We start from the raw sequence: 25,772 nt of genomic DNA on the forward strand, positions 1-25,772 counted from the left end.
GGGCCCGGGCCCGGGCCCTCGACGCCCACACCTATCGCCACCGGGCCGAGACCATCCTGGCGGTGATGGCCGCGTGACCGGACATCCCATGCCCCTCTCCGGACCTCTCTCGGTGCTCCTGCTCGACACCGAGCCGAGGACCAGCAACGCCTACATCGCCCTCGCGATCACGGACGCCCTGCGGCGCCATCCCTCGGTCGCCCGGGTCGTCCGCGCGACCCATGCCGACGCGGTGGCGCTGGCGCAAGGTGAGCGGTTCGACCTCGTCCTCGCCCTCGGCGGCGCGAGCCGGCACCACGCCCTCCTGCGCCGCCTCTGCGCGCTCGCCGGCACCAGCGCGCTGTGGACCACCGAGGATCCGTACCTGAGCGCCGCGAATGCCCGGCTCTCGGGCTGCTTCGACCTCGTCTTCACCAACGACCGCGGCTCGCTTCCCCGCTACGGGGCCGGCGCCCGGCACCTGCCGCTCGCGGCGACGCCCCTGTTCCAGGACCTGCCCGTCCGGACGGAGGACGCCGATTACCGCTACGACCTCCTGTTCGTCGGGACGGCCTGGCCGAACCGGGTCGCGACCCTCGACCGGATCCTGTCGGCCTTTCCCCGCGACCTGAAGGTGAAGGTCGCGCTGCCCGCCAATGCCTACCTGCCCCAGGCCGTGCTGGCGCGCGACGACCTGATCGTCGATTGGCGCTGCGGCAACGAGGATTTCGCCCGGCTCGCCAATGCCAGCCGGGTGGTGCTGACGCTGCCGCGGGTCTTCACCGCGGGCGCCGACGAGACGCCGGCCGGCACGACGCCGCCGCCGCGGCTGTTCGAGGTCGCGCTCGCCGGCGGGGCGCAGCTCGTGGTCGGGGCCGAGCCCGAGACCTTCGACTACTACGAGGCGGACCGCGAGATCGGCGCCTGCGCCGAGGGCGACGCCGTCCGGGCGATCGCCGCCCTGCTGGCCGATCCGCGGGGCCGCATCGCCATGGCCGAGCGCGCCCGCGCCCGCACCCGCGCCGAGCACCTCTACGACCACCGCGTCGACGTCATCTTGCGGGCGGTGCAGGAGCGCGGGACGGCCGCGCCGCCGGCCACGCTCCCCGGACCGCCCAAGCCCCGCCTGCTCTTCGTCGCCCATAACCGGCTCGGGCGCCGCCAGGGCGGCGGGGTGGAGTTCTACCAGGAGCAGCTGGCCGGCGCGCTCGACGGGTTCGAGCCCCTGTTCCTCTATCCCTCCTTCGAGGAGGAGGCCTGGGTGATGCGCCTCGACGAGGGCGAGACCTCGGAGGCGATGCCGATCCCGCCGGCGGACAGGCTGCTGGCGAGCCCCGAGATCGAGGCCCTGTTCGAGCGCATCCTGGTCGAGCGGCGCATCGACCTCGTCCACGTCCACCACCTGCTCGGCCTGCCCTTGAGCCTGCCGGCGATCGCCCGGGCCCACGGCGTGCCGGTGGTGGCCCAGCTGCACGACTTCTTCCTGGTCTGCCACCGCTACACCCTGATGAACCAGCACGGCCGGTTCTGCGACGTGGTGAACCGGGGCGAGGGGCAGTGCGACGGCTGCCTCGCCGGCACCGACGGGCTGCCCGCCGGCTCGAAGGCGCGGCGGGACGGGTTCGTGGCGCGGATGCTCACGAGCATCGACGCCTTCGTGTCGAGCACGCCGGCCACCGCCGACTACGTCCGGGCCTTCTACCCCGAGGCTAAGGCCCGGGTCGCCGTGATCGAGATGGTGGATGCGGAGCCCGCCGGCCTCCCGCCGCCGGACGCCCCCCGGGCGTGCCTCCCCGGCCCACGCCGCCCTCTTCGGGTCGCGGTGCTCGGCAACGTCGTCGACCACAAGGGCGCCCGGACCCTGCTCGAGCTCGTGCGCACCACCGAGGGCGAGGGCTTCGTCTTCGAGGTGTTCGGTTATATCGAGACCTACCTCGTCGCCGCCTTCGAGGCGCAGGCCGGGGAGCGGCTGCGCTTGCGCGGCGGCTATGCCCGCGACGAGGTGCCGGCCTTGCTCGCGGGCTGCGACGTGTCGCTCCACCTCTCGCTCTGGCCGGAGACCTACATGATCTCGCTGACCGAGGCGTGGCGGGCGGGCCTGATCCCGATCGTCACCGATCTCGGCGCGCCGGGGGAGCGGGTCACCGAAGGGATCGACGGCCTCAAGGTCCCGCCCGGCGAATCCGGCGCCGTCCGCCAGGCCCTGCGGCGCCTCGCGCACGATCCCGGCCTCGTTGCCGCCCTGCGCGCAGCCATCGCGCAAAAGGCCTTCCCGAGCGTCGCCGACCACGCCGGGCAGATGGCGGCGCTCTACCGCGACCTGATCGCGGCGCGGCCCGCCCCGCATGCGGAACCCGGCGCATCGGCGGCGCCCTGTACCCTCTCGTCCCTCGACCTGGGGCTTCGCCTCAACCACCCCGACTGGACCGACCCGGCGATCGTCTGGGACGGGGCGAGCGAGGCAAGCACCCTCACCGACGCCCTGCCATCCGCGGTCGCGGGCCTGCCCGAGCGCGTCCTGGCACCGGGCGACCCCGCCTTGTCCTGGGAGATCGCCGACCTCGTCGTCGACGGCCAGCGGCTGCCCGGCCGGATCGGCGCCTGCGCGGCCAGCGACAGCCTCTCGCTGCGCGGCTGGCTCTGGCGGCCCGAGGCCGGGCGGCCGACCGGGACCTGGCTGCGGCTGCGTTCGGCCGACGCCACGCGCTTCGTCACCGCCCTCCCCGAGCGCCGCCCCGAGCTCGCCGGCCGGTTCGGCACCGGCCGGGCCGAGCAGGCCGGCTTCGCGGCGCAGATCCGCATCGCGGGGCTGCCGGCGGGGCCGCACGCGATCGACCTCCTCCAGGTCTTCGGCGACCACGTCGCGGTGGCTCGCGAGGTCGCGCATGTCACCGCCCCGGGGCTTCCCGCGCCGGGACCCGTGACGCCGTGGCGGACCGGCCTGCCGGTGGCGCAGGGATCGCCGCGCCGCAGCGCCGAGCCCGCCCGCCTCGCGGGCCACGGATTGCAGGTGATCGCGGGCGTGCCGGTGGCGCGCCAGGGCGGCCTCACCCGCATCGAGGTGCGGCTTCCCGCCGGGACGCGCCGCGGGCAGCCCTTCCTGGTTCTCGAGGGCGACGAGGGCACGGCCTCGACCCGGGCGTCGTGGCGCGAGGAGGATGGGACGGAGCGGATCGGCGCCGAGGCGCAGGTCCGCGCGATCCCGCCCGGCTCCTACCGCCTCGCGGCGCTGGTCGAGCACGAGGACGGGGCGGACCTCCACGAGACCGGTGCCGCGCTGTTCGTCTCGCCCTCGACCCGTGCCTGCCTGGTCACGGCCGAGGCGCCGCCGGCCCTGCGCCGCGCCTGGATCCCGCGGGTGCGCAGCCGGCCGAGCCTCGATGCCGTCGCGGTCGCAGAGGTCTCGTCCCTGCTCGGCGCGAGCGTCACGGCCTCGGGCTGGTGCTTCGTGCCGGGGCGCGGCCGGCCGGTCGCCTTGGTCGGCCGCTGGGGCGCGCGGGGCGCGCGCCGCTTCATGATCGCCGAGAGCTTCGCCCGCCAGGACGTGGCGGCGCATCTGCGGGACGACGACGCCCTGACCGCCGGCTTCGAGATCCAGCTGCCCCTCGCGGCCCTGCGGGACGGGACGCTGACGGTATTCCAGGTCTACGAGCGCGGCGCGGTCGCCCTGCCCGCCTTCCCGCGCCACGTCGCGGCGATGATCCCGGGGTGACGGGCGGAGAGCGACGTCCCCTCACCATCGCGCTCTCGCATCGACACGTCGATGCGAGAGCGTCCGGCGCATCAACGCCGGCGCCCGTTCGGGCTGGCCTTGCGCCTTCAAACGAGTCCGCTCGAAGGTGCGGCGGTCCGATTCGCCCCTCGGCCTCACCACTTGTAGCTCAGGCTCGCGGTGATGCGGCGCTGCTCGCCGTAGAAGCAGGCCGTGACCGACTGGCACGAGGAGACGAAGCGCTTGTCGGTGAGGTTGGCGGCATTGATGGCGAAGCGCCAGTTGTCGCGGCTGTAATGGATCACCGCGTCGATCAGCGCCCGCTCCGGCACGGTCAGGGTATTGTCGACATTGGCGAAGGAGCGGCCGACGTAGCGCACCCCGGCGCCGAAGCCGAACCCGGCCCAGTCGCCGGTCGGGATGGTGTAGTCGGCGAAGACCGAGGCCAGGGTCTCGGGGGTGTTGGTCGGCGTCCGGCCGATCGTGCCGACATCGCCCTTGGTGATCTCGAGGTTGTAGCTGGTGAACGACGCGACGACGTTGAAGTCCTTGGTGATGTTGGCGACGAGCTGGGCCTCGAAGCCGCGCGAGCGGGTCTCGCCGAGCTGGAGCTGGTTGAGGTTGTTGGTCGGGTCGATGGTGAGGGTGTTGGCCAGCGCCAGATCGAAGGCGGCGAGGGTCAGGAAGGCGTTCGAGCCCGGGATCTCGTACTTGACGCCGGCCTCGTACTGGTCGCCGGTGGTCGGCCGGAACGGCTGGCTGAAGAAGTTGGTGCCGACCTGCGGGTTGAAGAAGGTCGCGTAGCTGACATACGGCGCCAGGCCGAAATCAAAATTGTAGATCAGCCCATAGCGCTGCGTGTAGGCATTGGCCGATTGCCGGGTCTGCGTGCTAGCGAGCCGGTTGTTGACCTCGTTCGAGGTGAAGTCGCCGCGGCCGGACACGACCAGCGTCAGCTCGGGCGTGAGCTTGATCTGATCCTGGAAGTAGACACCGAGCTGCTGGAAGACGTCGTAATTGACGAGATACGGCGCGACCGGGACGCTCGGGCTGCCGTAATTCGGCGTGATGATGTTGAAGTTCGCGACCGTCGGACCGACGAAGCCTCCGGTGGCGTTGTTGTCGTTGAGCTGGAGGTTCTTGTAGTCGAGGCCCATCAAGACGGTGTGCTTGAACAGGCCGTCATCGAACCGGGCCACCGCCTGGTTGTCGACGTTGAACAGGCGCGCCCGCGACGAGGCGCGGAAGCGGTAACGCGCGATCTGGGTCTGGTTCGCATCGGCGTAGCCGAAGCCGTTGAGGCCGAACAGGCCGCCCAGGAACGCGTCGTCGAGCGATTCGCTGAAGGCGTAGCGCAGGTTCTGCCGGAATGTCCAGGTATCGTCGAAGACGTGCTCGAACTCGTAGCCGATATTGGCCTGGGACCGCCGGTAGGTGTTGTTGAACGGATCCGAGACGTTGTCGCTCCGGGGAATGCGCAGGCCGAGCACCGTCGGCCGCACCGTGCCGTAATACGGCAGGAACGCATTGAGGCGGCCGGTATCGTCGTACTGGAAGCTCGACAGCAGCGTGAAGGTGGTGGCGCCGTCCGGCCGGTAGGTGAAGGTCGGGGCGATGTAGCCGCGATTCTCGTCGAGCCCGTCGACCTGCGTGCCGCCCTGCCGGCCGATGCCGGTCAGGCGGTAGAACCACTTCCCCTCCTGGTCGGCCGGCCCGCCGAAATCGAAGGCGAGGTATTTCTGGCCGAACGAGCCGCCGCCGACCTCGACGTAGTTCAGGGGCTCGAAGGGCGGCTTCTTGCTGATCAGGTTGACCAGGCCGCCGGGTCCGCCCTGCCCGAACAAAACCGCGGCCGGCCCGCGCAGCACGTCGATCCGCTCGAGCCCGAACGGATCGACCTTGTAGGCGGCGAAGCCGTAGTTGAAGAGCTGCAGCCCGTCCCGGTACAGGCCGGTGTCGTTCGCCGTGAAGCCGCGGATCAGGAAGAAGTCGACCCGCGGGTCCGGCCCGAAGACGTTGCCGAAGACGCCGGCCGAGTAGCTGATCGCCTCACCCACCTGCTGCGGCTTGAGGGCGTCGAGCTGCTCGCGCCCGATCACGGTAACCGATTGCGGCGTCTCGATCAGTGGGGTGTCGGTCTTGGTCGAGGTCAGGGTGCGCTTGGCGACGTAGCCGTCGATCGGGCCGCGCGGATCCTCCTTCGGACGGGCTGCCACCACCGTCGCCCCGGCCGGCGCGGCATTGCCCGCGACGTTGATCTGCTCGAGCTGGATCGTGCCGCCGGCGGCCGAGCCCCGCTGCGGCGGCGTCGCCTCCTGAGCCGTCGCGTCCGGAGCCGCGAGGACCAGGCCGAGCCAGGAGACGCCGCCGGCGAGCGTCACGACGAGGCGGCGGGAGAGGGCGGAGGCGCAGGGATGGGACAGCATGACATGACCTTCGGGCAACGGCCCGCCCGCCCCGGGGGCGGACCGCCCAGGCTGACGACGCTGTTTAGAATGATACTAAGCTATTGCACCAGTTCGCTTTTTCCCTAGCACGGCCGGTCGGCATGCGAAGTCGGAATCCCGGATTGCGCGGTGGATGTTAGAGCCAGTGTCATATCCGCAACGACGGGTGCGGCCCGCGATCGGGGCCGCAGCGGCGAGGATTGCGCTCGTGTGGGAAGGCCCGCGCCGCGTCATTCCTTGGACAGCCTTGCCGTTGGGACGAAGGGATCCCGTTCCCGCCGCCGGGACGGATCGCTCTCATCGCGCCACGAACGTATCCCGGATCGCCTTGGCGTTGCGGCGGACCATCGGCCCGAGCCAGGCGCCCGAGGCGAGATAGGCCCCGGGCCGGACCGGCGCGAGGGCGGCGGCGAGCTCATGGGCCAGATCGGTCGCCGGCAGGGCCTCGCCATCCGAGGCGCCGGCCTGCCGGTACACCACGGTCGTATCCTCGCGCCGATAGGCCGGATGCGGCGCCAGCCCGGCGCGGCGGGCGGCGCGGTCGAGGGTCTCGCGCACGAAGCCGTGGACATGGGCGAAGTGGAAGCGCTCGTGCGGCGGCTTGCCTGTCGCCGCCATGTTGGGCACCGCGGCGTAGAGCACGCCCCCCGGCGCGAGCCGAAGGGCGAGCCGCTCCAGGGTGTCGACCGGATCGCGCAAGTGCTCCAGCACGTGGTGGGCCGTGACGACCTCGAAGGTCTCGTCGGGCGCGAGGTCGTCGATCCGGTCCAGCACCCGTGCGCCGTACTCGTCGCGGGCATAGGCCGCGTAGGCGCGGCCGGGCTCGACGCCCGTGGCGGTGCAGCCGCGCGCCCGGGCGGCGGCCAGGAACTCGCCGGAGCCGGAGCCGAAATCCAGCACCCGGACGCCGGGCCGCAGGGCGGGCCCGAGCAGGTCGGCGCGAAAGGCCGCCTCGCGCCGGGAGCGGGTGAGATGGTGGCGCGGCGGGCGCCGGCCGAGGGCGAACTGGTAGGCGGCGCGATAGGCCGAGGCGTAATAGGCGTCGAGCTCGGCGGCGGTCGGCATCGGGTCGGTGCGGATCAGCCCGCATCCCGTGCAGGCGACGGAGCGCAACCGCTTCAGCCGGCGGTCGGTCTCGGCCACGGTCAGGGTCTCGGTGCCGCCGCAGAGATTGCACGCCATCGCCTCGCCCCGGTACGGGTAGGCGGTGAACGGAACGGCGTGCCGGACGAGGTGGAGCGGCGAGGACATCGGCGGCCTGTCTCCCAGGACGACGGCCGGCGGAGTGCCGGCCTGACCTTTGGTAACGTGCGAGGGCCGGATCGTCATCCCGCGGCGCAGCGTCGTTCCGCGGAAGCGCGCAGGGAGGGCCCGATGTTCGAACTGAGCCAGCTGCGCTGCTTCGTGGCGGTGGCCGAGGAGCTGCATTTCGGCCGGGCGGCCGAGCGGCTGCACCTGACCCAGCCGCCGGTGAGCCGCCAGATCCAGGTCCTGGAGCGCGTCCTCGACGTCGCGCTGCTCAACCGCACCAGCCGCGCCGTGCGGCTGACCCCGGCCGGGCGGCGCTTCCTGGTCGAGGCCCGGCGCATCCTGCGCCTGTCGGACGAAGCGGCGGCGACCGCCCGGCGGGTGGCGGCGGGCCAGGCCGGCAGCGTCACCCTCGGCTTCACGGCGGCCGCCGCCTACCGCACCCTGCCCGATCTCGTGCGGGCGGCCCGGCGGCGCCTGCCGGAGGCCGACATCCTGCTGAAGGAGATGGTTAGCGCCGCCCAGGCCGAGGCCCTGGGGGCGCAAAGGATCGATCTCGGCCTGATGCGCCCGCCCCTGCCGCCGGCGGCGGATGGGAGCCTGTGCATCGCCCGCGAGACCCTGGTGGCGGCGCTGCCCGAGGATCACCCGCTGGCGGCGGCCGAGGGCGTGACGGCGCAGGCGGTCGCCGCCGAGCCGCTCATCGCCTACGCCCCCGACGAGGCGCGCTACTTCCACGACCTCGTCGGCGACTACTTCGACGAGGCCGAGCTGAACCCGCGCGCAGTGCAGCACCTGGCGCAGATCCACACCATCCTGTCGCTGGTGCGCTCCGGCCTCGGCCTCGCCTTGGTGCCGGAATCGGCGGCCTCGCTCCGGGTCGCCGGCGTGAGCCTGCGGCCCCTGGTGCCTGCCCCGCGCCGACCGGTCGAGCTCTACTTGGTCTGGCGCCGCGGCAACGACAACCCGCTGATCCCGATCCTGGCCGAGCTCGCCGGCACGCTCGGCGGATCGATGCCCGAATTGGATTGAACCATGCCGACATGGTGCTGGAAGGGCATCATGCGCGGGCGTAGACCTTCCGATCAGCGGGGCGAAGCCCCGACCCCGAGATGAGGAAACACGCCCCGATGGCCACTGCGCTCTCGCCCGTCGACGTCGCCCAGCGCCTCGGCGCCGGCCTGCTCTCCTTCCCGGTGACCCCCTTCACCGCCGATTTCGCCATCGACGAGGCGCAGTACCGCAGCAACCTCGACTGGCTGTGCGGCTACGACGTCGCCGGCCTGTTCGCGGCGGGCGGCACCGGCGAGTTCTTCTCCCTCACCCCGGCCGAGGTCGCCCGCGTCGTCGGCGTCGCGGTGGCCGAGACCGCCGGCCGGGTGCCGGTGCTGGCCGGGGCCGGCTACGGCACCGCCATCGCCTGCGAGATGGCCCGTGCCGCCGAGAAGGCCGGCGCCGACGGCCTGCTCCTGCTGCCGCCCTACCTCGTCGGCTCGGAGCAGGACGGCCTCTCGGCCCATATCGAGGCGGTGTGCCGTTCGACCGGCCTCGGCGTGATCGTCTACAACCGCGACAACGCGGTGATCGGCCCCGACGCCCTGGCGCGGCTCTGCGACCGGCTGCCGAACCTCGTCGGCTACAAGGACGGCATCGGCGACATCGAGCTGATGACCCGGATCTACTCGCGGCTCGGCGACCGGCTGACCTATGTCGGCGGCCTGCCCACCGCCGAGACCTTCGCCCTGCCCTATCTCGAGATGGGCGTGACCACCTATTCCTCGGCGGTGTTCAACTTCGTGCCGGGCTTCGCGCTCGACTTCTACGCCGCCGTGCGCCGGCGCGACCGGGTGGCGGTGGCGACGGGACTGCGCGACTTCATCCTGCCCCTGATCGAGATCCGCAACCGCCGCAAGGGCTACGCCGTCTCGATCATCAAGGCCGGGATGCGGGCGGTCGGGCGCGATTCCGGCCCGGTGCGCTTTCCCCTCACCGACCTCACCGCGGCCGAGCAGGCGGAGCTGGCGGCCCTCGTCGCCCGCGTCGCCCCGGCGCAGGCGCTCGCCGCCGAGTGATACCGCAGCGCCTTCGAACAGACTTGTTCGACGGCGCTGGCTAAGCCCGAATGGGTCTGCGCCGCAGGCGCCAGGCGCTGGTGCGCCGAACGCTGATGCATCGACGTGTCGATGCATCAGCGCGCGGGTATAAGCGTCGAACAGTTCAGGCGGCGTCCCTCGTGGGCGGTGCCGCCGCTTCTGCTAAAAAGCCGGCGCCCCGGATGCCGGCGACACCGGGAGGGAGCCGATGCTGGACGAGCCGCGGACCGCCGGGGGACACGCCACCCCCGAGGTCACCCCTGCACGGCGGGGCGACGCACCGCGCACCATCCGCCTCCATGAGACCGACAACGTCGCGATCGTGGTCAACGCCTTCGGGCTGCCGGCCGGCACGGCCTTCCCCGACGGCCTGGCGCTCCGGGAATTCGTGCCGCAGGGGCACAAGGTGGCACTTCAGGACATCCCCGAAGGCGCCGAGATCCGCCGCTACGGCGAGGTGATCGGCACGGCGCTCCAGGCGCTGCCGCGCGGCGCCTGGGTCGAGGAATCGCGGGTGCGCACGCCCCTGGCGCCCGACCTCGACCAGTTGGCGCTCGCCACCCGCGTGCCGGCGCCGCTGCCGCCCCTCGACGGCTACACCTTCGAGGGCTTTCGCAATCCGGACGGCTCGGTCGGCACCCGGAACATCCTGGCGATCTCGACCAGCGTGCAATGCGTCGCCGGCACCCTCGAGGTGGCGATCCGGCGCATCAAGCAGGAGTTGCTGCCGCGCTTCCCCAACGTCGACGACGTGATCGGGCTGACCCACGCCTATGGCTGCGGCGTCGCCATCAACGCGCCGCAGGCGGTGATCCCGATCCGCACCCTCCAGAGCCTGGCGCAGAACCCGAATTTCGGCGGCGAGGTGATGGTGGTCGGCCTCGGCTGCGAGAAGCTGGTCTCCGAGCGGCTGCTGCCGGAGGGCCGAGCCGACGGCGTGGTGCGGCTCCAGGACGAGGCTCACCAGGGTTTCGGGATGATGCTCGACAGCATCATGGCGATGGCCGAGGCCCGCCTCGCGATCCTGAACGAACGTCGGCGCGAGACCTGCCCGGCCGCCGACCTGGTGGTCGGCCTGCAATGCGGCGGCAGCGACGCCTTCTCGGGCGTCACCGCCAACCCGGCACTCGGCTTTGCCGCCGACCTCCTGGTGCGGGCCGGCGCCACCGTGATGTTCTCGGAAGTCACGGAGGTGCGCGACGCGATCCACCTCCTCACGCCCCGGGCCGAGACCGAGGAGGTGGCGCGCGCGCTCGTGCGAGAGATGGCCTGGTACGACGACTACCTCGCGCAAGGAGGGGCCGACCGCAGCGCCAATCCCTCTCCCGGCAACAAGAAGGGCGGGCTCAACAACATCGTCGAGAAGGCGCTGGGCTCGGTGGCGAAATCCGGCACCAGCGCGATCCGCGGCGTGCTCGCCCCCGGCGAGCGGGTGCGCCAGAAGGGCCTGATCTTCGCCGCCACCCCGGCGAGCGACTTCGTCTGCGGCACGCTGCAGCTCGCCTCCGGCATCACCCTCCAGGTCTTCTCCACCGGCCGCGGCACGCCCTATGGCCTCGCCGAGGCGCCGGTGATCAAGGTCGCGACCCGCACCGAGCTGTCGCAGCGCTGGTCCGACCTGATCGATCTCGACGCGGGCAAGATCGCCACCGGCGAGGCGACGATCGAGGAGACCGGGTGGGAGCTGTTCCGCCTGATCCTCGACGTGGCGAGCGGCAGGAAGAAGCCGTGGTCGGATCATTGGGGGCTGTACAACGACCTGACGCTGTTCAACCCGGCGCCGATCACCTGAGGCCTCCCGCGGCTCTCCCGAGAACAGCGCCCGATCGCGCTGCCATCGGGCGCCGCCCTAGACCTTTGATCTTGCCGCATTTTCTGCGACGAACCGGTACCCACTTCGTCGGACAATGCTCGAGAACAGCCACCCTCGGCGTCATCCAGGGGCCGCGCAGCGGAACCCGGGACGACGCCGAGGGATGTCGAGGCAAGTGCCGGTCATGCCTTGACCGGCCGCGCCCTCACCGCTCATGCCCCGCCGTCGAGGTCGTCTCCCGCACCGGCGAGAGCAGGTAGTCGATCACCCGCCGCCGCCCGGTGCGGATCTCCACCGTCGCGGTCATTCCGGGGGTGAGCGGCACTTCCTTGCCGTCGGCCAAGATCGTGGTCTTCGCCAGGGCCACCGTCACCGGGAAGATCAGGTTCTGGGTCTTGGGCATCCCCGTCACCGGGTTCACGCCCTGGCTGCGCGCCACCGACAGGGCGTCGCTGCCGCCGCCCGCCTCGCGGTCGTCCACCGCGTCGCGCGACACCCGCACCACCTTGCCCTCGATCGAGCCGTAGCGGGTGAACGGGAAGGCGTCGATCTTCACCACCGCCTCCTGGTCCGGCATGACGAAGCCGATATCCTTGTTCTGGACCTGGGCCTCGACCTCGATCGGCCCGTCGGTCGGCACGACCACCATCAGGGGCTGCCCGGCCGTCACCACTTGGCCGAGCGTCGTCACGGCGAGCTGCTGCACCGTGCCGGAGATCGGGGCCTTGAGCTGGGTCCGCTCGCGCTTGAGCTGCGCCTTCACCACGTCCTGAACCAGGGCGTCGCGCTTCTGCGCCGCTTCCGTCAGTGCCTGGTGCTGGCGCGCCACCGTCTCGCTGGTCAGCTGCGCGATGCGCCGCTCGAGCGAGGTCGCGGCGGCCTTGGCCTCGGTCAGCTGGCCGCGGTCATAGGCGAGGTCGGCCGAGACCTGCTCGACCTGCTGCACCGCGTCGATCACCGCCGCGCGGGTGCCGGCGGCCTTGGCCACCAGGGTCTCGCGCATCTGCGCGCGCTCCTGCAGCACCGCCTGCAGCCGCAGCCGGGCCGCGATGCTGGCGGTGAAGCGCTCCTGCGTCGCGATCTTCTCGGCGAGCTGCGCCTCGAACGCCTCGCGGGTGGTGACGTACTGGCCGATCTCGGCCAGCATCGCCCCCTCCTCGCGGGCGCGCACCGCCGGGGGCACGTCGGCCGGGAAGCTCACCTTGGCGGTGGGCCGGTTCTTCTCCACCGCCTCGATCGTGGCGCGCCGCCGGGCGATCTGCGCCTCCAGGGCCGAGAGGTCGCCCTGGCGCGACGACAGGTCGGCCTCGGCCTCGGTCGGCTCGAGCGTCAGCAGCACGTCGCCGGCCTGGACCCGGCTGCCGTTCTCGACCGCGATCGTCTGGACCTTGCCGGTATCGAAGGGCTGCACGACCTTCGAGCGCCCGGAGGGCTGGATGCGCGCGGTGGCGACGGCGTGGATGTCGATCTTGGCGAGGATGCTCCAGAGCAGGGCCGCCCCGAACATCAGGCACATCACCCAGGTGAACACCACCGCGTAGGGCGAGGGCGGGGTGTCGAGGATCTCCAGGTGCGCCGGAAGGAACTCCTGGTCCGAGCGGTCGTCGGCCAGGCGCCGCACCCGCTCGGACAGGCCGCGCGGGCTGAAGCGGGCCGGTGGCGGGGGCGCGCGCCGGGGAGCCGGAAGGCCGGGCTGGGGGGCAGCGGGTTGCGGATTCGCGCTCACGCGGCTTCTCCCTGGGCTGAGCCGTGGTCGGATTGCAGGCGCCAGAGGCGTCCGTAGAGCGAGGTCGGCCGCTCGATCAGCTCGCGATGGGTGCCGTCCTCGACGATGCGCCCTTCCTGCACCGCGATGATGCGGTCGCACATCCGCACCGCCGCGAGGCGATGGGCGATGATGATCACCGTGCGACCGCGCACGATGTGCTTCATGTTCTCCTGGATGATCCGCTCGCTCTCGTAGTCGAGGGCCGAGGTCGCCTCGTCCAGGATCAGGATGCGCGGGTTGGTGGCCAGCGCCCGCGCGATGGCCAGCCGCTGGCGCTGCCCGCCCGAGAGGTTGGCGCCGCGCTCCTCGATCGGCGTGTCGTAGCCGAGCGGCAGCCGGTTGATGAACTCGTCGGCGCCGGCGAGCCGCGCCACCTGCATCACCTGGGCCCGCGACAGGCCCGGATTGGCGAGCGCGATGTTCTCGAACACCGTCTTGTTGAACAGGAGGTTCTCCTGCAGCACGACGCCGATCTGGCGCCGCAGCCAGGCCGGATCGACCTGGGCGATGTCGACGCCGTCGACCAGCACCTGGCCCTTCTCGGGCACGTAGAGGCGCTGGAGGAGCTTGGTGAAGGTCGACTTGCCCGAGCCGGACGGGCCGACGATGCCGATGACCTGGCCGGCCGGGATGTCGAGGCTGACATCCTTCAGCACCTCCGGGGTACCGGGCTGGTAGCGGAACGACACGCCCCGCACCGAGACCTGGCCCTTGGCCGGGGGCAGGTGGGCCTGGGCCAGCGCCCGGGTCTCCGGCGGGCAGTTGAGCACGTCGGCGAGGCGCTCCAGCGACACCTTGACCTGCTGGAAGTCCTGCCAGAGCTGGGACAGGCGCAGGATCGGCGCGGTGACCTGGCCCATGATCATGTTGAAGGCGATCAGGCTGCCGACGGTCAGCTCGCCGTTCATCACCGCGTAGGCGCCGAAGAAGAGCACGAGCGCGGTCGTGACCTTGGAGATGTACTGGATCGCGTTCTGGCCGATGCTGGCGACGAGGCCGGCGACGAACGAGGTCTTGACGTAGGCGGCGAGCCGCTCCTCCCACTGGCTCTTCAGCGTGGGCTCGACGGCGAGCGCCTTGACGGTGTGGATGCCGACCACCGACTCGATCAGGAACTGGCTCGACAGGGCCGAGCGGTTGAAGCGCTCGAGGGTCTTGTCGCGCAGGATCGGCCGCAGCAAGACCGCCACCAGGATGTAGCAGGGGATCGACAGGGTGACGATCAGCGCGAGCAGCGGCGAGTAGAAGTACAGGATGGCCAGGAACAGCAGCGTGAAGGGTACGTCGATCGCCGAGGTCAGGGCCTGTCCGGTGAGGAAGTTGCGCACCGTCTCCAGTTCGCGCACGCGCGCGACGGTCTGTCCGGCGGGCCTGGTCTCGAAATAGCCCAGCGGCAGGCGCATCAGGTGGTCGAACAGCCGCGCGCCGAGCTCGACGTCGATGCGGCTGGCCGTGTGGGTGAGGATGTAGCCGCGCAAGTATTGCAGCACGACGTGGAACAGGCCGAGCACCACGAGGCCGACGGCGACCAGCGTCAGGGTCGAGTAGCCGCGGTGGACCAGGACCTTGTCGATGGTGATCTGGAAGAAGATCGGGGTGATGAGGGCGCAGAGCTGGATGAAGAGCGAGGCGACCAGCACCGTGGCGAGCGGCCTGCGGTAGCGCCAGACGGACGGAACGAACCAGGTCAGGCCGAAATTGTGCAGGGCCGTCTGGAGGTTGGCCCGGCGCGCGATGAGCACGATGGTGCCGGTCCAGCGCGGCAGGAAGACCTCGGCCTCGACGTGCTCGGCGGTGCGGGCGACGGGATCGATGATCCGGAGCTTGCCGTCGTCGAAGCGGCGGCCGAGGACGACGAAGCGCCCTTCCTCGACCTCGAGGATGGCCGGGAGCGGGATGGTCTCGAGGCGGGAGGGCTTCTGGTTCTGGAGGAGGCGCCCCTTGAGGCCGAGGCGGCGGGCGCCGCGCACGATGTCGACGCCGCTCATGACGGTCTGGCCGAGGCCGAGGTCGTGGCGGACCTGGGCCGGCTCGCAGGGGATCTGGTGGAAGGAGGCGACGAGAGCCAGGGCACCGAGGCCCGAATCGGGCCGGGCCGCCGGCAGCTCCGCCTGACCGGGGCCGGCCTGTGCGGCCGCGTCTTGCACCATGTCTCGTCCCCTCAGCTCCGCGGCGCGGCCAGGCCGACGCCGATTGCCGCCACGATTCGTTATCCCGAGTCGCAACGTATACGAGAAATCGAACATTCGTGACCAGCGTGGAGCAGCCCGAGGCATCGAAGGCCCATGTGGCTGCCGGCCGCGAATCATTCACTGCGGCCATTTAGAGAAAACCAGTGGCTTGGGCGAGTGATGTTTCGATGACAGTCGGACGGAAAGACGGCTGACGCTGTATCGGCGCCGCGATCGGCGGCATGCCTGAGAGGAAGGCAGTCAAAGAGCCGCAGCTGGATTGGCTCATCCGAGGCACGGCGGCGGTCTGCCGATGCCTGTCCCCGACCCGACGCGGCCTCGCCCTTACATCGGGGCGACGCCTTGGCGAGGAAGAAAGCTTGGTGCAAAGTCAATATTGGTACCGAGTCAATCTAGGCGACGACAAAGTCTCGGCATTGAAACGGCGGCGGGTGCGGAGCCGCGGATCGTCGTAGACGCGATCCATGGAGCGGTGGCACTCCTCGGCACCATCTGGCGCCTGCCGGCCCGCTTCCTGCATGGCCGCCCTGGAAGGATCACGAGTGCAGCGCGGAACGGCTTTGTCTTCTCCATCCGAACACGGCGGTTTCCGATGACGCCCGGACGTGGATTCCCCCCGTCCCCGGCCGGGGCCGGCGAGGCGGCAACCACCCGGACGGGCGCCGTCATCCTGGGCGGCGCCGGCTTCGTCGGGCTGAACCTCGCCGGTGCCCTGCTCGCGCGCGGCGTCGCCGTGCGGCTCCTCGACCGGGCCCCGCCCCCGCCGCCGCTCCTGCGGCGGCTCGCGGCGCCGCCGGGCGCCCTCACCGTCGATCTCGGCGACGTCACCGACCCCGCCTGCCTGTCGGCGGCGATCCGGCCCGGCACCGACGCGGTGGTGATCGCTGCCGCGGTGACCGCCGATGCCGCCCGCGAGGCCGCCGATCCGGGCCCGATCCTCGCCGTCAATCTCGGCGCCCTGGTGCCGATCCTCGAGGCCTGCCGCCGGGCCGGGGTGCGCCGGGTGGTGAACCTGTCCTCGGCGGCGGCCTACGGGACTGCGCAGGGAGACGTGCTGTCCGAGGATCTGCCGGCCCGGCCGGAGAGCCTCTACGCCGTCACCAAGTTCGCCTCGGAGGCCGTGCTGGCACGGCTCTGCGGCCATTGGGGCCTCGACGGGGTGAGCGTGCGCCTGAGCGCGGTGTTCGGCCCGTTCGAGCGCGACACGTCGTTGCGCGACACCTTGAGCCCCCAGGCGCAGATCTGGGCCGCCGCCCGGGCCGGCACCCCGGCCCTGCTGCCGCGGCCGGGCTGGCGCGACTGGCTCTACGCGCCAGACGCGGCCGAAGCGGTGGCGCGGCTCATCGCGGCGGAGCGCCTCGACCACCGGCTCTACAACGTGTCGAGCCCGGCGACCTGGCCGGTCCTGGCCTGGGGCGAGCGGCTGGCGGGCAACAGGGACCTGGTGCAGCCCGGCTTCGTCTGCCGCCTCGTCGAATCGGGCGAGGCCCCGACGGTCTCGCTGCACGGCGACCGCGACCGGCCGCCCCTCGCCACGGCGCGGCTGCGCGACGAACTCGGCTGGGAGGCGGCGCACGGCCTCGACGCCTCGGCGGACGCGTTCCTGGCCTGGCAGACGCGCATGCAGGAGGATGATCCGTGAGGCTCGACGGCAAGGTCGCGGTGGTGACGGGGGGCGGCTCCGGAATCGGCGCCGCGACGGCGCGGCTCTTCGCCGAGGCCGGCGCCCGCGTGGCGGTGATCGACCGGGACGGCCCGGCGGCCGAGGCGGTGGCAGCCGAGATCGCGGCGGCGGGCGGCCTCGCGCTCGCGCGGGTCTCGGATGTCGGCGAGCCCGGCGCGGTCGCGGCCGACGCCGCCGCGATCGTCGCGGCCTTCGGCGGGATCGACGTGCTGATGACGGCGGCGGGCTTCTCCGTCGGCGGCACCGTCGAGACCACCGACCCGGCGGATTGGGATGCGGTGTTCCGCGCCCATGTCGGCGGGACCTGGCTGTGGGCCGGACGAGCGGTGCCGTCGATGCGGGCACGGGGCGGCGGCGCGATCGTGACGGTCGCCTCGCAGCTGGCGCTGGCCGGCGGGCGCGGCAACAGCGCCTACATCGCCGCCAAGGGAGCGGTGCTCAGCCTCACCCGCACCATGGCGCTCGATTTCGCCGCCGACCGGATCCGGGTCAATGCCGTGGTGCCCGGCGCGATCGAGACCCCCCTGCTCGCCCGCAGCTTCCGCCGCGCCGCCGACCCGGAGGCCGCCCGCGCGGCTTCCGAGGCCCGCCACGCGCTCAGGCGCCTCGGGCAGCCCGAGGAGGTCGCCCGGGCCGCCCTCTACCTCGCGAGCGATGCCTCCTCCTTCACCACCGGCGCGGCCCTGCCGGTGGAGGGCGGCTGGCTCTCCGCCTGAAGGTCTTCCATGTCCCTCGACACGCTCCGCGTCCGCGTCCGCGACGAGATCGCCCGCACGGCCCATCCCCGCGCGCCCTGGCTCGCCCCCCGCACCGGCCCGGACGGGGGGCCTGCCTACGACGTGATCGTGGTCGGGGCCGGGCAATCCGGCCTCGCCATCGCCTTCGGGCTGATGCGGGCGCAGGTGACCAACATCCTGGTGCTCGACCGGGCGCCGGAGGGCCTGGAGGGCCCCTGGCTCACCTATGCGCGGATGCGCACCCTGCGCAGCCCGAAGGATTTCACCGGGCCGGATCTCGGACTGCCGGCACTCACCTACCAATCCTGGCACGAGGCCCGCTACGGCGCCGAGAGCTGGGACGCCCTCGACCTGATCCCCCGGGAGGACTGGGCCGCCTACCTCGCCTTCGTGCGCGACGCGACGGGCGTGCCGGTCGAGAACGGCGTGACCGTCACCGGCATCGTGCCGGCGGGCGGGCTTCTCGCCGTCACCGATGCGCGAGGCCGCGTGCGCCACGCCCGCAAGGTGGTGCTCGCCACCGGCCAGGAGGGCGCCGGACGCTGGGCGCTCCCCGAGGCGTTGTGCGGCCTGCCGGCCGGGCGCGTCTCCCGCACCGACGACGCGATCGATGTCGCGGGGCTCCGAGGGACGCGCGTCGCGGTGATCGGCGCCGGCGCCTCGGCCTTCGACAACGCCGCGACGGCGCTGGAAGCGGGGGCCGTCGAGGTCACCCTGCTCTGCCGGCGCGCGGCGGCACAGGTGGTGCAGCCCTATCGCTGGCTGACCTTCGCGGGCTTCCTGCGCCATCTGGGCGATCTCGACGATGCCTGGCGCTGGCGCTTCATGAGCGCCGTGATGGGCCTGCGCGAGGGCTTTCCGCAGGCGACCTGGGACCGCTGCGCCCGGCACCCGAACTTCCGGTTCCTCCCCGGCGCGCCCGTCCGCACGGCGCGGATGCAGGACGGCGCGGTCGTCCTCGACACGCCGCGAGGGGCGATCGCGGCCGATCGCGTGATCGCCGCCACCGGCATCGCCATCGACTACGCCGCACGGCCCGAATTGTTAGCGTTTGCCCACAACATCGCCACCTGGGGCGACCGCTACACCCCGCCGCCGGAGGAGCGCGACGACCGGCTCGCCGCCTACCCGTATCTCGGCGACGATTACGCCTTCACCGAGCGCGAGCCCGGCCTGACGCCCTGGATCAAGGACATCCACCTGTTCGGGATCGCCTCCACGGTGAGCCACGGCCCCTCCGGCTCGTCGATCAACGCCATGACGACCGCGGTGCCGCGCCTCGTGTCGGGCCTCACCCGCGGGCTGTTCGTCGCCGATCTCGACCGGCACTGGGCCGACTTCCGGGCCTACGACGTGCCTCAGGCGGTCCTGCGCTGAAAGGTCTCGCGTTAGCTCTTGCCCGCGGGCGGTCCCTGGTCTCGAATGGTCGTCGCTGGAACGGCCCTTGCAAGAAGGCCGACCGATCAGGGATGCAGGGAAGGAACCGGCGTGACGAAGACCAGCATGCGGACGGGCGGCCTCGCCGGCGCCCTCATCGTCGCCCTCGTGGTGGGAGCCGCGCCGGCCAGGGCCCAGAGCCGGGCCGAGACCCTGCGCTACGTCACGGGTGCGGCGGTGAACACCCTCGATCCGACCATGCCGGGCACCACCCGCGAGGCCTTCGCGATCAGCCTCAGCACCTATGACCGTCTGGTCACCTTCGGCCGCAAGAAGCTCGGCGACAACTGGGTGTTCGATCTCGATTCGGTGCGCGGCGAACTGGCCGAGCGCTACGAGGTCAGCCCCGACGGCCTGATCCTCACTTTCTATCTGCGCAAGGACGCCAAGTTCCAGGACGGCACCCCGGTCACGGCCGAGGACGTGAAATGGTCCCTCGACCGCGCCGTGTCGGCGAAGTCGCTCGCCGGGCCGCAGCTCCTCACCGGCTCGCTGACCAGCCCCGACCAGTTCACGGTGGTCGATCCCCACACCTTCAAGGTCACGCTGCCGAAGCCGGACCGGCTGGCCCTGCCGAACCTCGCCACCGTCTACGCCATCGTCATCAACTCCAAGGTCGCGAAGGCCCACGCGACGCCGGAGGATCCGTGGGCGCAAGCCTGGCTGAAGGACCACGCCGTCGGCAGCGGCGCCTACGGCGTCGACGTGTTCAAGCCCGGCGAGCAGGTGGTTTTGCGCCGCAACGCCGACTGGACCGCGGCGGCGCCGGACAAGCCGGCGGGCTTCAAGCGCATCATCGCCCAGACCATCCCCGACCCGGCGACCCGCGCCAACCTCGTCGAGAAGGGCGATGCCGACATCGTCATCGACCTCCAGGCCAACGATGCGCTGGCGCTGAAGGAGCGGGGCAAGCTGAAGGTGATCGCCACGCCGCAATTCAACGCGGTGACGCTGATCTCCTTCAACACGAAGATGCCGCCCTTCGACAAGGTCGAGGTGCGCCAGGCCCTCGCCTACGCCCTGCCCTACGATTCGATGTTCAAGGCCGCCCTGTTCGGCCGCGGCAAGCCGCTCTTCGGGGCGACCTGGGGCGAGGGCGACCCCCAACCCATCTTCCCCGTCGCCCAGCCGGTGACCCTCGACCTACAGAGGGCCAAGGCGTTGCTCGCCAAGGCCGGGCTGCCGGACGGATTCTCCACCACCTTCAGCTTCAATGTCGGCCAGGCCGCCACCGCCGAGCCGATGGCCGCGCTCATCCGCGAATCGCTGGAGAAGATCGGCGTCAAGGTCGAGATCCAGAAGCTGCCCGACGCCCAGATGTCGACGCAGGTGAGCGAGAAGAAGCTGCCGTTCTTCACCGAAGGCATCGTCGCCTGGCTGCCCTCGCCCGATTACTTCTACCGCAACTTCTATACCGGCAACCAGCGCTGGAACTACAGCTCGATCGACGATCCCGAGATCAACGAGATCGCCGCCAAGGCGCGGTTCGAGCGCGACCCGGCGAAGTACGACGACGAGGCCCGCGCCCTGAACAAGCGTCACCTCGCCCTGATGCCGCAGATCCCGATCTGGCAGCCGAACCAGGACGCCGTGATGGCGCAAACGGTCGAGGGCTACACCTACCAGTTCCACCGCCAGGTCGATTACCGCGACCTGTCGAGGAAGTAGGATGGCCTCCGCCTCCGGCATCGCCCGGCGCACCGGGCGGCGCTTCCTGTCCTCGCTGCCGGCTTTGCTGGGCGTCCTGGTCTTCACCTTCCTGCTGATGCGGGTGCTGCCCGGCGATCCGGCGGTGTTCTTCGCCTCCGGCCCCAATGCCGGCAAGGCGGAGATCGAGGAGATCCGCCGCCAGATGGGCCTCGACAAGCCGGTGCCCGAGCAGCTGGTGCGCTATCTCGGCGACGTGGCCCGCGGCCAGCTCGGCCGCTCGATGACCACCGGCCAGCCGGTGCTGACGGATTTGCGCCAGCGCCTGCCGGCCTCCCTCGAGCTGACGTTCACGGCTCTGGTCATCGCGCTCCTGCTGGCGATCCCGCTCGGCATCGCGGCGGCGCTCCGGCCGGGCTCGGTGGTGGACCATGCGGTGCGCTTCCTCTGTGCGCTCGGGGTCTGCGTGCCGACCTTCGTGTCGGGGCTGCTGCTGATCTACGTCTTCTACTACCTCCTCGGCGTCGCCCCGGACCCGACCGGCCGCATCGACGTGTTCGCGGCGAGCCCGCCGGACATCACCGGCTTCCTGCTGATCGATTTCCTGCTCGTCGGCGACTGGGAGGGTTTTCGCGCGGCGGCCGGGCAACTGGTGCTGCCGGCGCTCACCATGGCGCTGTTCGTGCTGGCGCCGCTCGCCCGCATCACCCGGGCGGCGATGCTGAGCGTGCTCGGCAGCGACTTCATCCGCACCGCCCGATCCTTGGGCCTGCCGCGCCGGCGGGTGATCGTCACCTATGCTCTGCGCAACGCGATCCTGCCGGTGCTCACCATCGCGGGCATCGTATTCTCCACCATGCTCGGGGCCAACGTACTGGTCGAGAAGGTGTTTTCCTGGCCCGGCGTCGCCTCCTACGCCCTCGATGCGCTGCTCGCCTCGGATTACGCCCCGGTCCAGGGCTTCGTGCTGCTGATGGCGAGCCTGTTCGTCGTCGTGAACCTCACGATCGACGTGCTCTACGGCCTCGCCGACCCGCGCGTCTCGATCGAGTAGGCCGATGCGAGTCACCCGATGAATGCCGTCTCCCCCACCCTCGCGCCCCCGCCCAGCACGCTGCGCCACGCGGCCTGGGTGCTGCGCGAGAATCCCCTGACCGCCGTCGCGGCGGCGGGCGCCACGCTGCTCTGCCTGGTCGCCCTCTTCAGCCCCTGGCTCGTGCCCTACGATCCCATCGCCTCCGACGTCTCGGTGGCGCTCCAGCCGCCGAGCGCGGCGCATTGGGCCGGCACCGACCAGCTCGGCCGGGACGTGCTCAGCCGCATCATCGCGGCGACGCGGCTCGACCTCGCCATCGCGCTCTCGGCGGTGAGCCTGTCCTTCGCCCTCGGGGCGGTGATCGGGGGGGTGAGCGGCTATGCCGGCGGGCGGCTCGACCGGACGGTCGGGCGCCTCGTCGACGTGCTGATGGCCTTCCCGCTCTTCGTCCTGGCGATGGCTTTGGTGGCGGCCCTCGGCAACCGGGTCGAGAACATCGTCATCGCGACCGCCATCATCAACCTGCCCTTCTACATCCGCTTCGCCCGGGCCGAGGTGAACGTGCGGCGCGATGCCGGCTACGTCGAGGCGGCGCGGGCCGGGGGCGAAGGCCATCTCGCGGTGGTCCTGCGTTTCCTGCTGCCGAACGTGCTCCCCGCCATGGCGGTGCAGATCTCGCTCAATCTCGGCTGGGCGATCCTCAACGCGGCGGGCCTCTCCTTCATCGGGCTCGGGGTGCGCCCGCCGACGCCGGAATGGGGAATCCTCGTTGCCGAAGGCGCGCGCTTCATCACCACCGGCAAGTGGTGGCTCGTCGCCTTCCCGGGGCTCGCCCTGATGCTGGCGGTGCTCTGCTTCAACCTGCTCGGCGACGGCCTGCGGGACATCCTCGATCCCCGGATGCGGACCTGATGCAGCCCTCCCTTCTCTCGATCGAGGACCTGAAGGTCACCTTCGCGACCCGCCGCGGCCCGGTCGAGGCCCTGCGCGGCGTCTCCCTCGCGGTGGCGCCGGGCGAGAGCCTGGGCCTCGTCGGCGAATCCGGCTCGGGCAAGTCCGTCACCGCCTTCGCGGCGGCGCGCCTCCTCGACCGGGCCGGGCGCATCACCGGCGGAAGCGTGCGCTTCCGCGGCCAGGACGTCACCCGGCTCTCGGCCTCGGACCTCCGGGCGGCGCATGGCTCGGCCATCGGCATGATCTTCCAGAATCCGCGGGCGGCGCTGAACCCGATCCGCCCGATCGGCCGGCAGCTCGCCGACGTTCTGATGGCGGGCGGGCTCTCGAAGGCTCAGGCACGGGAGCGGGCCCTGGAGAGCCTGGAGGCGGTGCGGATCCGCGACGCAGGCAGGCGCCTCGACGCCTATCCGCACGAACTCTCCGGCGGCATGTGCCAGCGGGTGATGATCGCGCTGGCGCTCGCCTGCCGCCCGGCGCTCCTCATCGCCGACGAGCCGACCACCGGCCTCGACGTGACGACCCAGAAGACCGTGATGGACCTCGTCGCCCGGCTCACGGCCGAGCGCGGCATGGCGATGATCCTGATCACCCACGATCTCGGCCTCGCCGCCCAGTATTGCGGCCGCATCGCCGTGATGGAGCAGGGCCGCCTCGTCGAGGAGGGCGAGCCGGGCGCCTTGTTCTCGGCGCCCCGCCATCCCTACACCAAGCGCCTCGTCGCCGCCTCGCCGACCCCGACCTCGACACTGGCCGACCTCGTGCCGGAAGGTCCGCGCCCGCCGGCCCTGTCGCGGCCGGCTCCTGTACCCGGCACCCCGCCGCTCCTCGAGGTGCAGGGGCTCGGAAAGCTCTTCGGTGGCGCCATGGCGGTGGAGGACGTGTCCTTCTCGCTCCGCGAGGGCGAGAGCCTCGGCCTCGTCGGCGAATCCGGCTCGGGGAAAAGCACCACGTCGCGGATGATCTGCCGCCTCCTCGATTCCAGCGCCGGCCGGATCCTGTTCGACGGCGAATCGATCGGCACGATTCCCGCCCGCGACTTCCACCGCTCGCCCCACCGGCGCGCGATCCAGATCGTGTTCCAGGACCCGACCGACAGCCTCAACCCGCGCTTCTCCGCCTTCGACTGCATCGCCCATCCGCTCAAGCGCCTGACCTCGCTGCGCGGCGAGGCGTTGCGTCTGCGGGTGATCGAGAGCGCCGAACGGGCGGGCCTGCCCGCCGCCCTCCTCGACCGGTTCCCGCACCAGCTCTCCGGCGGCCAGAAGGCCCGGATCGGCATCGCCCGGGCGATCGCCGTGAAGCCCCGGCTCCTGGTGCTCGACGAGCCGACCGCGGCCCTCGACGTCTCGGTCCAGGCCGGGGTGCTGCGCCTCCTCGACGACCTGCGCCGGCAGGACGGCCTCGCCTTCCTGTTCGTGAGCCACGATCTCAACGTGGTGCGGATGATGTGCGAGCGCACCCTGGTGCTCCAGGGCGGGCGCGTGATCGAGGAGGGTGTCAGCCGCGACCTCTTCCGGACGCCCCGCACCGCCTACACGCGGGACTTGCTGGCGGCGATCCCGCATTTCCGGCCGGGCGCGAGGCGGGGATTGGCGGCGGAGCCGGCGGCGTGAGGCTTCGAAACCGCGGTCGCGCGCGTGCACCCTCCCCCCTCTGCGGGGGAGGGTGGACCCCGAAGGGGGCCGGGAGAGGGGCAGCGCGACGCTGCTCCAGGCGGCGCCTGTCATCATGGTCGCGACATCTCCGGAAGCGGCGTCCCCTCTCCCGCCCGGCTCCGCCGGGCACCCTCCCCCGCAGAGGGGGGAGGGAAAACCCGCGCCAATCTTTCAATCCGTTCTGATCTTCAGGAATTTCCCATGCGCGTGATCCGCACTGCCGCCGCCCAGCTCGGGCCGATCCAGAAGGCCGAGGACCGGGACAGCGTCGTCGCCCGGATGATCGCCCTGATGGACGAGGCGAAACGCCAGGACGCCGACCTGATCGTCTATCCGGAACTGGCGCTCACCACCTTCTTCCCGCGCTGGTACCATGCCGACCGGGCCGAGGCCGACCATTGGTTCGAGCGCGAGATGCCGGGGCCGGCCACCGCCCCCCTCTTCGCCCGGGCGCGCGAGCACGGCATGGCGATGTCCTTCGGCTATGCCGAGCTGACCCCGGAGGGCCGGCACTTCAACACCTCGATCCTGGTCGATCGCGACGGCACCATCGTCGGCCGGTACCGCAAGGTGCACCTGCCCGGCCATGACGAGTTCGACCCCGAGCGCACCCACCAGCACCTGGAGAAGCGCTATTTCGAGCCGGGCGATCTCGGCTTCCCGGTCTGGCGGATGCTGGGCGGCATCCTCGGCATGTGCATCTGCAACGACCGGCGCTGGCCCGAGACCTACCGGGTGATGGGATTGCAGGGCGTCGAAATGGTGGTGCTCGGCTTCAACACCCCCTCGGTCAACAGCCAGCGCAACGCCGAGGGCATCGAGGACAGGCTGTTCCACCACCGCCTCTCGGTCCAGGCCGGCGCCTACCAGAACGCCACCTGGGTCGTGGCGGTGGCGAAGGCCGGCGACGAGGACGGCCATCACCTCACCGGTGGCACCCTGATCGTCGATCCGAACGGGAAGATCGTCGCCGAACTCCCCGGCGAGGCCGACGGGGTGATCGTCCACCCGTGCGACCTCGACGAGACCCGGTTCGGCAAGGAAACGATCTTCGACTTCGCCCGCCACCGCCGCATCGAGCATTACGGCCGCATCACCGCCCAGACCGGCGTGGTGCTGCCGGAGTGATGTCAGGCGACCGCCACGATCCCGATCGCCATCGCGACCGCCGCCTGGACCGGGTCGACGACCGGGATACCGAGTTCCCGCTCCAGGCCGCGCCGGTGAACCGCCATGCCGGCGCAGCCCATCACGATGGCCCCCGCCCCGTCCCGGTCGCGCAGGTCGCGGCCGATCGCGATCATCCGGGCAAGCGTGTCCGTGCCGCTCGCGGTCTCGGCCACGGTCATCTCCAGGGCCCGCTCGCC

Annotated in this window: 17 protein-coding genes; 12 read left to right on the top strand and 5 right to left on the bottom strand. The window is 71.6% G+C overall.

What is annotated here, in order from left to right:
- Window positions 1–88 precede the first annotated feature (88 nt).
- Window positions 89–3,691 (top strand): glycosyltransferase family protein, encoded by a 3,603-nt coding sequence (locus tag VQ03_RS14760; protein ID WP_053078596.1) that lies wholly within the window; start codon window positions 89–91, stop codon window positions 3,689–3,691.
- A gap of 155 nt (window positions 3,692–3,846) precedes the next feature.
- On the opposite strand, the gene VQ03_RS14765 is transcribed toward VQ03_RS14760, so the two are convergent.
- Both VQ03_RS14765 and VQ03_RS14770 read right to left on the bottom strand, forming a co-directional pair.
- Complete coding sequence (locus VQ03_RS14765) at window positions 3,847–6,117, bottom strand: TonB-dependent siderophore receptor (protein ID WP_048451646.1); 2,271 nt, start codon at window positions 6,115–6,117, stop codon at window positions 3,847–3,849.
- 318 nt (window positions 6,118–6,435) lie between these two features.
- A complete protein-coding gene (locus tag VQ03_RS14770; RefSeq protein ID WP_048451647.1) occupies window positions 6,436–7,389 on the bottom strand; it encodes a class I SAM-dependent methyltransferase in 954 nt (317 codons plus the stop codon).
- A gap of 123 nt (window positions 7,390–7,512) precedes the next feature.
- Here VQ03_RS14770 and VQ03_RS14775 point away from each other — a divergent pair, with 123 nt between their 5' ends.
- From VQ03_RS14775 to garD, 3 genes are all read left to right on the top strand, one after another.
- Window positions 7,513–8,418, top strand: coding sequence for a LysR family transcriptional regulator (locus VQ03_RS14775; RefSeq protein WP_048451648.1), 906 nt, complete (start codon window positions 7,513–7,515; stop codon window positions 8,416–8,418).
- Window positions 8,419–8,516: 98 nt separating this feature from the next.
- Complete coding sequence (gene kdgD / locus VQ03_RS14780; RefSeq protein ID WP_048451649.1) at window positions 8,517–9,458, top strand: 5-dehydro-4-deoxyglucarate dehydratase; 942 nt, start codon at window positions 8,517–8,519, stop codon at window positions 9,456–9,458.
- Between the two features lie 229 nt (window positions 9,459–9,687).
- Entirely contained in the window at window positions 9,688–11,271 is a 1,584-nt protein-coding gene (garD, locus tag VQ03_RS14785) for a galactarate dehydratase (RefSeq protein ID WP_048451650.1), read from the top strand.
- 226 nt (window positions 11,272–11,497) lie between these two features.
- Here garD and VQ03_RS14790 read toward each other — a convergent pair whose 3' ends face one another.
- Both VQ03_RS14790 and VQ03_RS14795 read right to left on the bottom strand, forming a co-directional pair.
- Window positions 11,498–13,018 (bottom strand): HlyD family type I secretion periplasmic adaptor subunit, encoded by a 1,521-nt coding sequence (locus tag VQ03_RS14790; protein ID WP_048451651.1) that lies wholly within the window; start codon window positions 13,016–13,018, stop codon window positions 11,498–11,500.
- Window positions 13,015–15,210 carry a type I secretion system permease/ATPase gene (locus VQ03_RS14795; RefSeq protein WP_048451652.1) on the bottom strand — a complete coding sequence of 732 codons (2,196 nt, stop codon included), beginning with the start codon at window positions 15,208–15,210 and terminating at the stop codon, window positions 13,015–13,017. The genes VQ03_RS14790 and VQ03_RS14795 overlap by 4 nt, the downstream gene beginning before the upstream one ends.
- Before the next feature lie 634 nt (window positions 15,211–15,844).
- Between VQ03_RS14795 and VQ03_RS14800 the strand changes: the two genes are divergently transcribed.
- The 8 genes from VQ03_RS14800 to VQ03_RS14835 all read left to right on the top strand — a co-directional run bounded on the left by VQ03_RS14800 (window position 15,845) and on the right by VQ03_RS14835 (window position 25,533).
- Window positions 15,845–16,894 carry an NAD-dependent epimerase/dehydratase family protein gene (locus VQ03_RS14800; protein WP_083468015.1) on the top strand — a complete coding sequence of 350 codons (1,050 nt, stop codon included), beginning with the start codon at window positions 15,845–15,847 and terminating at the stop codon, window positions 16,892–16,894.
- The gene (locus tag VQ03_RS14805; protein ID WP_048451653.1) at window positions 16,891–17,652 is read left to right on the top strand and encodes an SDR family oxidoreductase; all 762 of its coding nucleotides are present in this window, start codon (window positions 16,891–16,893) and stop codon (window positions 17,650–17,652) included. The genes VQ03_RS14800 and VQ03_RS14805 overlap by 4 nt, the downstream gene beginning before the upstream one ends.
- Window positions 17,653–17,661: 9 nt before the next feature.
- Entirely contained in the window at window positions 17,662–19,050 is a 1,389-nt protein-coding gene (locus tag VQ03_RS14810; protein ID WP_048451654.1) for an NAD(P)-binding domain-containing protein, read from the top strand.
- A gap of 126 nt (window positions 19,051–19,176) precedes the next feature.
- Entirely contained in the window at window positions 19,177–20,778 is a 1,602-nt protein-coding gene (locus VQ03_RS14815) for an ABC transporter substrate-binding protein (RefSeq protein WP_048451662.1), read from the top strand.
- A gap of 1 nt (window position 20,779) precedes the next feature.
- Complete coding sequence (locus VQ03_RS14820; RefSeq protein ID WP_048451655.1) at window positions 20,780–21,811, top strand: ABC transporter permease; 1,032 nt, start codon at window positions 20,780–20,782, stop codon at window positions 21,809–21,811.
- An 18-nt stretch (window positions 21,812–21,829) separates the two neighbouring features.
- Complete coding sequence (locus VQ03_RS14825; RefSeq protein WP_048451656.1) at window positions 21,830–22,705, top strand: ABC transporter permease; 876 nt, start codon at window positions 21,830–21,832, stop codon at window positions 22,703–22,705.
- The gene (gene nikE / locus VQ03_RS14830) at window positions 22,705–24,363 is read left to right on the top strand and encodes a nickel ABC transporter ATP-binding protein NikE (RefSeq protein WP_048451657.1); all 1,659 of its coding nucleotides are present in this window, start codon (window positions 22,705–22,707) and stop codon (window positions 24,361–24,363) included. Before VQ03_RS14825 ends, nikE begins: the two co-directional genes overlap by 1 nt.
- Window positions 24,364–24,606: 243 nt before the next feature.
- Window positions 24,607–25,533 carry an N-carbamoyl-D-amino-acid hydrolase gene (locus tag VQ03_RS14835; RefSeq protein ID WP_048451658.1) on the top strand — a complete coding sequence of 309 codons (927 nt, stop codon included), beginning with the start codon at window positions 24,607–24,609 and terminating at the stop codon, window positions 25,531–25,533.
- Window positions 25,534–25,535: 2 nt separating this feature from the next.
- On the opposite strand, the gene VQ03_RS14840 is transcribed toward VQ03_RS14835, so the two are convergent.
- Window positions 25,536–25,772: aspartate/glutamate racemase family protein (locus VQ03_RS14840; protein WP_048451659.1), on the bottom strand; the 237-nt coding region annotated here is incomplete at its 5' end.

The organism is Methylobacterium tarhaniae, from assembly GCF_001043955.1.
In the GTDB taxonomy this organism is placed as follows: Bacteria; Pseudomonadota; Alphaproteobacteria; order Rhizobiales; family Beijerinckiaceae; genus Methylobacterium; species Methylobacterium tarhaniae.

What these genes read in the sequence shown, in the direction of transcription:
- garD (WP_048451650.1), top strand. Translation starts at nt 9,688, where the DNA reads ATGCTGGACGAGCCGCGGACCGCCGGGGGACACGCCACCCCCGAGGTC.
- VQ03_RS14800 (WP_083468015.1), top strand. Translation starts at nt 15,845, where the DNA reads ATGACGCCCGGACGTGGATTCCCCCCGTCCCCGGCCGGGGCCGGCGAG.
- nikE (WP_048451657.1), top strand. Translation starts at nt 22,705, where the DNA reads ATGCAGCCCTCCCTTCTCTCGATCGAGGACCTGAAGGTCACCTTCGCG.
- VQ03_RS14770 (WP_048451647.1), bottom strand. Translation starts at nt 7,389, where the DNA reads ATGTCCTCGCCGCTCCACCTCGTCCGGCACGCCGTTCCGTTCACCGCC.
- VQ03_RS14795 (WP_048451652.1), bottom strand. Translation starts at nt 15,210, where the DNA reads ATGGTGCAAGACGCGGCCGCACAGGCCGGCCCCGGTCAGGCGGAGCTG.
- VQ03_RS14760 (WP_053078596.1), top strand. Translation starts at nt 89, where the DNA reads ATGCCCCTCTCCGGACCTCTCTCGGTGCTCCTGCTCGACACCGAGCCG.
- VQ03_RS14775 (WP_048451648.1), top strand. Translation starts at nt 7,513, where the DNA reads ATGTTCGAACTGAGCCAGCTGCGCTGCTTCGTGGCGGTGGCCGAGGAG.
- VQ03_RS14835 (WP_048451658.1), top strand. Translation starts at nt 24,607, where the DNA reads ATGCGCGTGATCCGCACTGCCGCCGCCCAGCTCGGGCCGATCCAGAAG.
- VQ03_RS14820 (WP_048451655.1), top strand. Translation starts at nt 20,780, where the DNA reads ATGGCCTCCGCCTCCGGCATCGCCCGGCGCACCGGGCGGCGCTTCCTG.
- VQ03_RS14825 (WP_048451656.1), top strand. Translation starts at nt 21,830, where the DNA reads ATGAATGCCGTCTCCCCCACCCTCGCGCCCCCGCCCAGCACGCTGCGC.
- kdgD (WP_048451649.1), top strand. Translation starts at nt 8,517, where the DNA reads ATGGCCACTGCGCTCTCGCCCGTCGACGTCGCCCAGCGCCTCGGCGCC.
- VQ03_RS14765 (WP_048451646.1), bottom strand. Translation starts at nt 6,117, where the DNA reads ATGCTGTCCCATCCCTGCGCCTCCGCCCTCTCCCGCCGCCTCGTCGTG.
- VQ03_RS14815 (WP_048451662.1), top strand. Translation starts at nt 19,177, where the DNA reads ATGCGGACGGGCGGCCTCGCCGGCGCCCTCATCGTCGCCCTCGTGGTG.
- VQ03_RS14810 (WP_048451654.1), top strand. Translation starts at nt 17,662, where the DNA reads ATGTCCCTCGACACGCTCCGCGTCCGCGTCCGCGACGAGATCGCCCGC.